Origin of the sequence: Hydrogenophaga sp. (assembly GCF_965657535.1) — a bacterium.
GTDB lineage: Bacteria > Pseudomonadota > Gammaproteobacteria > Burkholderiales > Burkholderiaceae_C > Hydrogenophaga.
In genome coordinates, this window is sequence record NZ_CBFHOP010000010.1 from 125349 (window position 1) to 136533 (window position 11185).

Genomic DNA, 11185 nt, shown 5'->3' on the forward strand with positions numbered 1-11185 from the left:
AGCCGCAGGTTTAAAACCGGATGCCCGCCGGGTTGTCGCTGGGGGGTGCCACCGGCACCGGCGCGTCTGCTGGCGTTTGTCTTGGGGCGTTGCCGGGTGCCGCAGGGGCGGCGCTCGCAGGCTCTGCGGCTTTCACGGCCACCAGCGGCATGGCTGCGGGTCGGCGGTAACTGGACGGCAGCACCGACTGCTTGGGGTAGCCTGCCGCGTTCATGAATTGCGTCCATTCGGTGTCCGAATATCCCTTGATCTGCTGGCTTCCAATGGTTAGGAACGGCAGTGATGCGGCTCCGCTGAGCCGCTTCAGCGCCTCGGAGTCTTGGGCGGTGTTGATGGTTTTTTCAACGTACGGAATACCGCGGGTGTTCAGCAGATTGCGCCCGCTGTTGCACGGCACGCAGTCGGTACTCGTGTACAGCGTCACAGGAAAGCGGCTGCTGACCTGGCGAAGTTCAAAGGGCAGCTGTGCGTTGGCACTGGCGGCGATGTTGGTCGTGGCACTGCCCACCGGGCGGGCGTTCACATTGGCGGGCGGCGGCTGGTCCGAATAGGTCACACGGCCATCTGGGCCGACCATGCGGTACACCCCTTGGGCCAGTGCAGGCGCTGCAGCCAGGCCGATGGCGAGCCCCACAACCGCCAGCCGCACCGGCATGCGGTGGGCGGTGTTTGTCGAAGCAAAAGCAGCGGTGGTCTTGTTCATGCGTGTCCTCTGGGCAGTGTGCGAAACAAATCAAGGCATGCCGTGTCAGGCCATGCCCTGGTGGCGCAGCAGCGCGTCGATGCTGGGTTCGCGGCCTCGGAAAGCCTTGAACGACTCCATTGCCGGGCGGCTGCCGCCGGCTTCCAGAATCGCCTGGCGGTAGCGGCGTCCGGTGGCCACGTCCAGCGTGCTGTGGCCATTGGCCTGGGCCGCTTCTTCGAACGCGGCGTAGGCGTCTGCCGACAGCACTTCGGCCCACTTGTAACTGTAATAACCGGCCGAATAACCGCCAGCAAAGATGTGGCTGAAGGTGTGGGGCGTGCGGCTGTAAGCCGGTGGCTGCAACACGGCCACTTCGTCACGCACCTGCTGCTGCAGGGCCAAAATGGCTGTCCCGCTGGTCACCGGCTCGGGCTGGCTGTGCAGCAGCATGTCAAACAACGAAAACTCCACCTGGCGCAACGTTTGCAGGCCACTCTGGTAGTTTTTGGCGGCCAGCATCTTGTCAAACAGTGTGCGTGGCAGCGGTTCGCCGGTGTCCACATGGGCGGTCATGTGCTTGAGCACATCCCATTCCCAGCAGAAATTTTCCATGAACTGGCTGGGCAGTTCCACCGCGTCCCATTCGACACCGCTGATACCCGACACATCGCGCTCATTCACCTGGGTGAGCATGTGGTGCAGGCCATGACCAAACTCGTGGAAGAGGGTGATCACGTCGTCGTGGGTGAGCAGTGGCGGCTTCTTGACGCCATCCACCTCGACGCCTTCGGCAAAATTGCACACCAGGTGCGCCACGGGCGTTTGCAGCGCGCCGTTGTCTGGGCGCAGCCAGCGGGCTCGCACATCGTCCATCCAGGCGCCACCGCGTTTGCCGGTGCGGGCGGCCGGGTCCAGGTAGAACTGGCCCACCAGCTGCGCGCCCTCGGGCGTGCTGCGCTCAATGCGGTAGAACTCGACGCCGGGGTTCCAGACCGGCGCGGTGTCTGGGCGGATGGCCACTTCAAACAGTGTTTCAACGATCTGGAACAGGCCCGCCAGCACCTTGGGGGCGGTGAAATAGGGTTTTACTTCCTGCTCGCTGAAGGCGTAGCGGGCCTCCTTGAGCTTTTCGCCGATGTAGGGCCAGTCCCAGGCCCGCGGATCGCTCAGGCCCAACTCACTGGACGCAAAGGCGCGCAGATCGGCCACGTCCTGGTCTGCATGAGGCCGGGCTTTTTGGCCTAGGTCGCGCAAAAAGGCAATCACCTGTTCCGGCGTTTCGGCCATTTTGGGCACCAGCGACACGTCCGCATAGTGGCGGTGGCCCAGCAGCTGCGCCTCTTCATGGCGCAGTGCCAGCAGCTCGCCCATGATGGCCGCGTTGTCAAACTTCACCGCTTCGCCCTCGGCCTGGTCGCTGGCTCGGGTGGCGTAGGCGCGATACAGTGTTTCACGCAAGGCGCTGCTGTGGGCAAATTGCATCACTGGCAAATAGCAGGGCATTTTCAGCGTCAGCTTGTGGCCGGTTTTGCCGTCGGCCTGAGCGGCGGCGGCCGTGGCTTGCTGCACGTCTTCGGGTACGCCAGCCATGTCTTCGGTGGGCACGTAGATGGCGAACGCATCGGTGGCATCCAGCGCGTTTTCACTGAATTTCTGGCCCAGCTCGGCTTGGCGTTCTTGCAGCCAGGCAAAGCGGGTTTTGGCTTCACCCTGCAAATCGGCGCCACCCAGCACGAAACCCCGCATGGCATTTTTGTGCGCCTGCGCCTGTTCGGGCGTCAGGCTGGCCGGGTCCATGGCCTTGTATTTGGCGTACAGACGCTCGTCAGCACCCAGACGCGTCCAGAACTCGGTGACCTTGGGCAGCACTTCGTTGTAGGCGGCGCGAAGCTCGGGCGTGTCGGCCACGCTGTTGAGGTGGCTCACGGCGCCCCAGGCCCGCGACAGGCGCTCGGCAGGAACGTCCAGCGTCAACGACATTTGTGACCAGTCAGCGGGGAAATCGGAAGCAGTCACCGTTTCAAGGGCGCTGCTGGTGGCTTCCAGCAAGGCGTCGATGGCCGGTGCCACCAGCGTGGGCGTGATGGCATCAAACAGCGGCAGATCGGAAAAATCCAGCAAAGGATTGAGCGTGGCGGGGGCGGTGCAGTCGTTCATGGCTGTTCAGATGTGGCGCAGGGCGCGAAGTTCAAGGTGGCTGTGGGTTGTTGCAGACCGAATCAGGCACAAAAAAGGACAACAAAGCATGGTAGCCACGCCCGATTGTCCTGTGTGCTGTCCGGATTGCGTTCCGGCCCGTGGTTACTGCGATTGGGCGCTTTTTTTGACGCTTTTTTGCATCGGTTTGGCGCGTTTGACCTGGCCACCGGTGGTCAGGCGCTGGTTGCCTAGCACGCGCACCACCTTCACTTCTGGGCGCTGGCCGCCGCGGCTGCTGAATTTGAGCACCTTGACATCACGCGGGCCCGGCATGCGGTCTTCGTCCACCGCTTTTTCCTTCTCGGGCATGGGGCGCCACAGCACCAGCAGCTTGCCGATGTGCTGGATGGGGGCCGCATCAAGCTCATCGGCCAGCGTTTGCAGCATGGCTTCGCGTGCGGCACGGTCGTCGCTGAACACCCGAATCTTGATCAGCCCGTGCGCTTTGAGCGCAGCATCGGCTTCTTTTTTGACAGCGGGGCTCAATCCGTCGCCGCCAATATGGACGACGGGATCAAGGTGGTGGGCCTCGGCGCGGTGGACTTTACGCTGGGCGGGGGTGAGTGTGATCTGAGGCATGGGACAATTATCGTTTAACGGCGGCCGTTGTGCGTTTTTCGTGCGGGTTGCCTGTCAGGGTATCTGCGCAGCATGAAAGTTAAAACCAAGAGCAAGAAGGTCAACAAGGCCTGGCTCAACCAGCACGTCAACGACACCTATGTGCTTCTGGCCAAGAAGGACGGGTACCGGGCACGTGCTGCGTACAAGCTCAAAGAGCTGGACGAAACGCTGGGGCTGATCCGGCCCGGGCAGTGTGTGGTGGACCTCGGCTCCACGCCGGGGGCCTGGAGCCAGTACGCCCGGCGGCGCCTGAGCCCCCAGGGCGCGGCCGTGGGCGAACTGCATGGCACCATCATCGCGCTGGACATGTTGCCCATGGACCCGGTGGAGGGGGTGCAGTTCATTCTGGGCGATTTCCGCGAGCCGGCCGTGCTGGCCCAGCTGGAGCAGGCGCTGGTGGACCGAGGCGTGAGCGCTGTGGATGTGGTGCTGTCGGACATGGCACCCAACCTGTCGGGCATTGGCTCCACCGATGCAGCCCGCATTGCCGACCTGGTGGAGCTGGCGGTGGATTTTGCCGTGAACCACCTCAAGCCCGAGGGCGCGCTGGTGGTCAAGCTCTTTCATGGCGGTGCCTACGACCCTATGGTGGCGCTGTTTAGGCAGACCTTTCGCACCGTCAAAGCCATCAAGCCCAAGGCCTCACGAGAAAAATCGTCGGAAACCTTTCTGGTTGGCATGGGTCTGAAAAAACAAGCCGTTGCTTGATCCGCGTGTCCTGCACACAAAAATGGCTAACCCTTTGATTGATATTGCCTCAGTATTTATCAAAGGCACGTCCGCTTGAAAGTCCTAAAATGGACTCAACATGCCAATGTCTATCAATATTCCCGCCAGGAGCAGCACTTGAACAACCAGTGGTTTTCGAAAATCGCCGTATGGATGGTTATCGCCATGGTGCTTTTCACCGTCTTCAAGCAGTTTGACGGCCGCACCAGCGCAAGCGCCGGCACCGTCGGCTACTCCGAGTTTCTTGATCTTGTCAAATCTGGCGGGCTCAAGACGGCCACCATTCAGGAAGGCCCAGGCGGCACCGACATCGTGGCCATCACCACCGATGACCGCCGCGTACGCACCACCGCCACCTACCTCGACCGCGGTCTGGTCGGCGACCTGATCAACAACAACGTGAAATTTGACGTGCGTCCCCGCGAAGAGGGTTCGCTCTTGATGACCTTGTTGGTCAGCTGGGGCCCCATGTTGCTGCTGATCGGTGTGTGGATTTATTTCATGCGCCAGATGCAGGGCGGCGGCAAAGGCGGCGCTTTCAGCTTCGGCAAGAGCAAGGCGCGGCTGCTGGATGAAAGCAGCAACACCGTCACCTTTGCCGATGTGGCCGGTTGCGACGAAGCCAAGGAAGAAGTCAAGGAGGTCGTCGACTTTCTGAAAGACCCGGCCAAGTTTCAAAAGCTCGGGGGCCGTATTCCTCGCGGTCTGTTGCTGGTGGGTCCTCCCGGCACTGGCAAAACCTTGCTGGCCAAGGGCATTGCCGGCGAAGCCAAGGTGCCTTTCTTCAGCATTTCGGGCTCTGATTTCGTGGAAATGTTTGTGGGCGTGGGTGCATCTCGGGTGCGCGACATGTTCGACAACGCCAAGAAGAACGCGCCCTGCATCATCTTCATCGACGAGATTGACGCCGTGGGACGCCAACGCGGCGCTGGCCTTGGTGGTGGCAACGACGAGCGCGAGCAGACGTTGAACCAGATGCTGGTCGAGATGGACGGCTTTGACACCAACGCGGGCGTGATCGTGGTGGCTGCGACCAACCGCCCTGACATTCTGGACGCTGCCTTGTTGCGCCCAGGCCGCTTTGACCGCCAGGTGTATGTGACGCTTCCTGACATCCGTGGCCGTGAGCAGATTCTGAACGTGCACATGCGCAAAGTGCCGCTGGGAACCGACGTGAACCCGAGCGTGATCGCCCGCGGCACGCCCGGCATGAGCGGCGCCGATCTGGCCAACCTGTGCAACGAAGCCGCCCTGATGGCCGCGCGCCGCAACGCCCGCGTGGTGGAAATGCAGGACTTCGAGAAGGCCAAAGACAAGATCTTCATGGGCCCCGAGCGCAAGAGCATGGTCATGCCCGAGGAAGAGCGCCGCAACACGGCGTACCACGAGTCGGGTCACGCACTGATTGGCAAGCTGTTGCCCAAGTGCGACCCGGTGCACAAGGTCACCATCATTCCCCGTGGCCGTGCCCTGGGCGTGACCATGAGTCTGCCGGCGCAAGACCGCTATAGCTACGACAAAGACTACATGCTGAACCAGATCAGCATGCTGTTTGGCGGTCGTATTGCCGAAGAAGTGTTCATGAACCAGATGACCACCGGCGCCAGCAACGACTTCGAGCGCGCCACCTCCATCGCCCGCGACATGGTGATGCGCTACGGCATGACGGATGCGCTGGGCCCGATGGTCTATGCTGAAAACGAAGGTGAAGTGTTCCTCGGTCGCTCGGTGACCAAGACCACCAACATGAGCGAGCAGACCATGCAAAAGGTGGACGCCGAGGTGCGCCGCATCATCGATCAGCAGTACAAACTGGCCCGTGATCTGATTGAGGAGCACTCTGACCACATGCACGCCATGGCGAAGGCTTTGCTTGAATGGGAAACCATCGATGCCGAGCAGATCGAGGACATCATGACCGGCAAGCCTCCACGTCCTCCGAGAGACTGGACGCCCCGCAACCCCTCGGTGGGTGGCGGTGACAGCGGCGGCACGCCAGCGGTGAACACCGATCCAGCGCCCACAGCAGCCTGACCGGCGGTTTGTGCAGTTTCAACAGCGGGGCCTTGGGCCCCGTTGTTGTTTGTTGTTTGCGCTTTCCATTTCAGTCGTCTGCCCAAAGGTGCGCCATGCGTTGGTTAACTTCCCGTTTTGATGTGGACCTGTCCACACCCCAGGTGATGGGCATCGTGAATGTCACGCCCGACTCGTTTTCGGACGGCGGGCGCCACGCCACCACCGTGGCGGCTTTGCGCCACTGCGAGCAGCTGTTGAAGGACGGTGCCCACCTACTCGATATCGGGGGTGAATCTACCCGGCCCGGCAGTCCGGCTGTGGGGCTGGACGAGGAACTGGCCCGTGTGTTGCCGGTGGTGCAGGCGGCTGTGGCGCTGGGTGTGCCGGTGTCGGTGGACACCTACAAGCCGGAGGTAATGCGGGCCGTGCTCGATGCGGGCGCCGACGTGATCAACGATATCTGGGCGCTACGCCAGGGCGACGCGCAGGCAGTGGTGGCCGCAAACCCGCGCTGCGGGGTGTGTTTGATGCACATGCACCGCGATCCGCAAACCATGCAGGCGGCGCCCATGGAGGGCGACGTGGTCGATCAGGTGGTCGGATTTTTGAGCGGGCGAGCCCGTGCCCTGGCAGCGCACGGCGTGGTTCCTGAGCGCATCGTGCTCGATGCCGGCATTGGTTTTGGCAAGACGGTGGCGCAGAATTTCAGCCTCCTGGCGCACCAGCCGCCGCTGCTGGCGCTGGGCTATCCCTTGCTGGCGGGCTGGTCGCGCAAATCGTCATTGGGGCATGTGACCGGCCGTGAGTTGCCTGCCGAGCGCGTGTCGGCCAGTGTGGCTGCGGCCTTGCTCGCGGTTGAACGCGGCGCGCGCGTGGTGCGCGTGCACGACGTTCGCGAAACCGTCGATGCGTTGAAGGTCTGGCAGGCCAGCTTGGCGCTGTGATGCGCAGCCACCACCCGCTCCGCGATAATGTGCGCTGGTGAGGGCGCCGCATGGTTGCGGCTGTTTCAATGAATTGCATCGAGCAAAAAGCAGACAAGGAACATGGCATGACGCGCAAGTATTTCGGCACAGACGGTATCCGTGGAACCGTGGGGCAACCGCCCATCACGCCCGACTTTGTGCTGCGCCTGGCCCATGCGGTGGGCCGCGTGCTCAAGCGTTCCGAGGCGCGCCCCACGGTGCTGATTGGCAAAGACACGCGCATTTCTGGCTACATGCTGGAGAGTGCGCTGGAGAGTGGCTTCAACTCGGCGGGTGTGGATGTGTTGCTGCTGGGACCGGTGCCCACCCCTGCAGTGGCCTACCTCACGCGGGCGCAGCGGGCCAGCTTGGGCGTGGTGATTTCAGCCAGCCACAACCCGTTTGCCGACAACGGCATCAAGTTTTTCAGCGCCATGGGCACCAAGCTGCCCGACGACTGGGAACTCGCGGTGGAAGCCGCGCTGGAGGAGGCACCCGTGTGGGCCGACTCCGCCAGCCTGGGCAAAACCCGGCGCATGGACGACGCATCCGGGCGCTACATCGAGTTCTGCAAAAGCACTTGCTCGCACCTGTTCACTTTGAAGGGCTTGAAGATTGTGGTGGACGGAGCCAACGGCGCCGCGTACCACATTGCTCCTGATGTGTTCCATGAACTCGGCGCGGAGGTGATCAAGATCGGTTGCTCACCCGACGGTTTGAACATCAACCACGGTGTGGGCGCCACCCACCCGCAGGCACTGGTGGAGGCGGTGAAGGCGCATGGCGCGCACTACGGCATAGCGCTGGACGGCGACGCCGACCGCCTGCAGATGGTGGATGCCAGCGGGCGCCTGTTCAATGGCGACGAACTGCTGTACCTGATTGCGGCAGACCGCATTGCGCGTGATATCGACGTGCCCGGTGTGGTGGGCACGCTCATGACCAACAAGGCGGTGGAGGTGGCTTTCAAGCACAAGGGCGTGAAATTTGTGCGCGCCAAAGTGGGGGACCGCTATGTGCTCGAAGCGCTGGAGCGCCACGGCTGGGTGCTGGGCGGCGAGGGTTCCGGGCACATTCTGGTGCTGGACCGTCACACCACGGGCGACGGTTTGGTGTCGGCCTTGCAGGTGCTGCATGCGTGTGTGGACAGTGGCAAAACCATGGCGCAGTTGTTGGCTGATGTGACGCTGTTCCCGCAGGTGCTCATCAATGTGCGCCTGCAGCCGGGCCAGGACTGGAAAGCCAACACCTTGTTGCCCGAGGAAACCCGCGCGGTGGAAGCCGAGCTGGGAGATGCGGGTCGGGTGTTGATTCGCGCCAGCGGCACCGAGCCGCTGCTGCGGGTGATGGTGGAGGCGCGCGACGCCCAGCAGGCGCAGGCCTGTGCCGAGCGCCTGGTGCATGCTGTGAGGGCAGGCTGATGGCTGCGGCATGTTCGGCGCGCCTTGCCGACTACGCCTGCGCCGCCGACGCGGCAGCCGTGGTGGCTCTGCTTGACGCCTATGCCAGCGACCCGGCCGGTGGCGGTGAGCCCCTGAGCGACTACGCCAAGACCCACCTGGTGCGCGAGCTGGCGACACGGCCACAAGCCTACACCGTGCTGGCGTTTGACGGCGATCTGCCCGTTGGTCTGGTCAACTGCATTGAGGGTTTTTCCACCTTTGCCTGCAAGCCGCTGGTGAACGTGCACGACGTGGCTGTGTTGGCCAGCCACCGGGGGCGCGGCGTTGCTGCGCAAATGCTTGCGTTGGCGGAGCAGGTTGCACAGGCGCGTGGTGCAGTGAAGATGACGCTGGAAGTGCTGTCGGGCAACGAACCCGCGGTGAATCTGTACCGGCGCATCGGCTATGCAGGCTACCAGCTCGACCCAGCGATGGGCACCGCGCAGTTCTTTCAGAAGTGGCTGTGAACCGACGGGCAAAGTGCCCGTTGCTCAGTAAAGCAGGAAAGGCCTGCGCGCCAGCGCCCAGGCCGCTTCGTCCGGTCTGGTGATCGCATCAAGGTCCTCGGGCGTTGCATCCGGGTTGTCCACCCATTCGCGCAGGGCCGGTCCGCCGTTGATGAGATCTATCGCCAGGCGGTCGTGTTCGTATTCGTACGCAAAGTCGCGCCACAGCGGGTAGGCCGGCGTTTGCAGGCGCAGCGCCTTGAAGGCCAGGGCCTGCAGGCGCCAGGGCTTGAACGCGGCGTGGTCGTAGTGCGTGGGGTCTTCCACATGAATCATCACACCCGCGCAGAGCTGGCCCTGGTGTTTGTGGAAGGTGGGTTCAAAAAAGCATTCGCGCAACACGCAGCCCTGGAGCCACTGCGGTGCCAGGCGGCGCATGTCGTCCAACAGTCGGCGGGCGCCGATGTCGGGCGCGCCAAACAGCTCCAGCGGGCGCGTGGTGCCACGGCCTTCGCTCAGTGTGGTGCCTTCCAGCATCACGGTGCCGGCGTAGGCGCGGGCCATGCTCAGGTTGGCCGCGTTCGGGCTGGGGTTGACCCAGGTGCGCTCCGTGGGCCAGCCAAAGCCGGGCGCGGCGTCGGGTTGCCAGCCTTCCATGGTGATTACGCGGTAGTCCACCTGCAGGCCCAGCGTGGCGACAAACCAGTGGCCGAGTTCGCCCATGGTCATGCCGTGGCGCATGGGCATGGGGCCGGCACCCACAAAGCTTTCCCAGCCATCGCGCAGCGTCAGGCCTTCCACCGGCCGGCCCGCCGGGTTGGGGCGGTCCAAAACCCACACACTTTTGCCTTGTTTTGCGGCGGCTTCGAGCACGTAGCGCAGCGTGGTGATGAAGGTGTAGATGCGGCAGCCCAGGTCTTGCAGATCGACCAGCAACACGTCAAAGCTGTCCACCATGGCTGGCGTGGGGCGGCGCACCTCGCCGTACAGGCTGAACACCGGAATGCCCAGGCGTGGGTCCAGGTAGTCGGGTGACTCGACCATGTTGTCTTGCTTGTCGCCGCGCAGGCCGTGCTGGGGGCCAAAAGCGGCTGTGAGTTGCACGTCGGGCAGCGCCGCGATGGCGTCCAGCGAATGGGTAAGGTCGCGCGTGACCGAGGCCGGATGGGCCAGCAAGGCCACCCGCTGACCCGCCAAGGGGGCACGCAGGGTGGGGTCTTGCAAGAAACGTTCAATGCCGAATTTCATGGGGTATTTGGAGAAGCAGGGAAGGCGTGAAAGCGGGTCAGCGACGCAGCCCATGTCAGGCCGCCTCGGTGGTGAAAGTCGGGCTTTGCCGCAGGGTGGTGCAGTGCCCAGTAACTGAGCTGACCGCTGCGATCCTCCACCACCGCGGTCAGGCCCCATTGCAGTGGCTGGCCTGCCGGTGCGGCGGGAAGGGCGCTGTGGGGCAGCCACGCCTGCAAGTGCAAGGTGTTGGCGTCCAGACCCATGTCGATGTGCGGTTCAATCCGCCCTTGCGCCGCCTCGGCCGTTGTGTCGCGCACACGCTCATCGCTGAACCGGTAGGCGGCCCATTGCCCGGAAGGCGAGAAGTTGAATTCGCAGTAGGCAGACTCGCCAGGGACCTTCACGAAGGCCTCAAAACAGGTGTGTTGCCACAGGCCGTCTGCCGCGCCGGGTGTGGCGCGAAGTGGTATTTTGAGGGCCGATACGTTGCCACTGATGCGGTAACTTAGCAGCAGGCCCCCGGTGGCCGCGCTGCCCACCACGGCACCGGCGAGCGCCATGCTTGCGGTGATCTGCAGGTCGTGTGCGCAGGGTGTGGCCGGGTGGCACAGCAGCGGAAGTGCTTGCGCGGGCAGGCCTTGGGAGGGGGTGGGTTGGAAAGTCACAGGCCCGTATTTTGGCAGGCCGGCTGGGCAGCCATGGGCTTGCACCGGCTGGGTTGCAAACCAGTGGCACTGCGGTGGCGGTCAGACCCACCACAAACCACATATCGCGTGCCAAACAGCGCCACCCGCGCAGCGGCCAGCGTGTTGATGCCAGCGTTTTTGGCAAACAGCTCTTTCGCCGACTTGG

Annotated in this window: 11 protein-coding genes; 5 read left to right on the forward strand and 6 right to left on the reverse strand. The window is 63.4% G+C overall.

Translation table 11 applies throughout. The features are described from left to right. Positions 1–10: 10 nt before the first annotated feature. The 3 genes from ACTG4K_RS16810 to ACTG4K_RS16820 form a co-directional block, all read right to left on the reverse strand. Positions 11–703 carry a glutaredoxin family protein gene (locus ACTG4K_RS16810; protein WP_439115363.1) on the reverse strand — a complete coding sequence of 231 codons (693 nt, stop codon included), beginning with the start codon at positions 701–703 and terminating at the stop codon, positions 11–13. Positions 704–748: 45 nt separating this feature from the next. After that, positions 749–2842 carry a M3 family metallopeptidase gene (locus ACTG4K_RS16815; RefSeq protein WP_439115364.1) on the reverse strand — a complete coding sequence of 698 codons (2094 nt, stop codon included), beginning with the start codon at positions 2840–2842 and terminating at the stop codon, positions 749–751. Between the two features lie 144 nt (positions 2843–2986). Beyond that, positions 2987–3463, reverse strand: coding sequence for a YhbY family RNA-binding protein (locus ACTG4K_RS16820; RefSeq protein ID WP_439115365.1), 477 nt, complete (start codon positions 3461–3463; stop codon positions 2987–2989). A gap of 72 nt (positions 3464–3535) precedes the next feature. On the opposite strand from ACTG4K_RS16820, the gene ACTG4K_RS16825 reads away from it, so the two are divergent. The 5 genes from ACTG4K_RS16825 to ACTG4K_RS16845 all read left to right on the forward strand — a co-directional run bounded on the left by ACTG4K_RS16825 (position 3536) and on the right by ACTG4K_RS16845 (position 9124). Next, positions 3536–4213 (forward strand): RlmE family RNA methyltransferase, encoded by a 678-nt coding sequence (locus tag ACTG4K_RS16825; RefSeq protein ID WP_439115366.1) that lies wholly within the window; start codon positions 3536–3538, stop codon positions 4211–4213. 138 nt (positions 4214–4351) lie between these two features. Next, a complete protein-coding gene (gene ftsH, locus ACTG4K_RS16830; RefSeq protein WP_439115367.1) occupies positions 4352–6268 on the forward strand; it encodes an ATP-dependent zinc metalloprotease FtsH in 1917 nt (638 codons plus the stop codon). A gap of 95 nt (positions 6269–6363) precedes the next feature. Next, positions 6364–7194, forward strand: a complete 831-nt coding sequence (gene folP / locus ACTG4K_RS16835) for a dihydropteroate synthase (RefSeq protein ID WP_439115368.1) — start codon at positions 6364–6366, stop codon at positions 7192–7194. A gap of 107 nt (positions 7195–7301) precedes the next feature. Further along, complete coding sequence (glmM, locus tag ACTG4K_RS16840; RefSeq protein ID WP_439115369.1) at positions 7302–8636, forward strand: phosphoglucosamine mutase; 1335 nt, start codon at positions 7302–7304, stop codon at positions 8634–8636. Continuing rightward, positions 8636–9124: a GNAT family N-acetyltransferase gene (locus ACTG4K_RS16845; protein ID WP_439115370.1), complete on the forward strand. Its 489-nt coding sequence runs from the start codon at positions 8636–8638 to the stop codon at positions 9122–9124. Before glmM ends, ACTG4K_RS16845 begins: the two co-directional genes overlap by 1 nt. A 24-nt stretch (positions 9125–9148) precedes the next feature. Here the strand turns inward: ACTG4K_RS16845 and ACTG4K_RS16850 are convergent, their stop codons facing one another. From ACTG4K_RS16850 to ACTG4K_RS16860, 3 genes are all read right to left on the reverse strand, one after another. Next, entirely contained in the window at positions 9149–10351 is a 1203-nt protein-coding gene (locus ACTG4K_RS16850; protein ID WP_439115371.1) for an exo-beta-N-acetylmuramidase NamZ family protein, read from the reverse strand. Then, on the reverse strand, positions 10348–10998 hold the full coding sequence (locus ACTG4K_RS16855; RefSeq protein ID WP_439115372.1) for a DOMON-like domain-containing protein: 651 nt from the start codon (positions 10996–10998) through the stop codon (positions 10348–10350). Before ACTG4K_RS16855 ends, ACTG4K_RS16850 begins: the two co-directional genes overlap by 4 nt. Further along, positions 10995–11185: hypothetical protein (locus ACTG4K_RS16860; RefSeq protein ID WP_439115373.1), on the reverse strand; the 191-nt coding region annotated here is incomplete at its 5' end. The genes ACTG4K_RS16860 and ACTG4K_RS16855, both read right to left, overlap by 4 nt.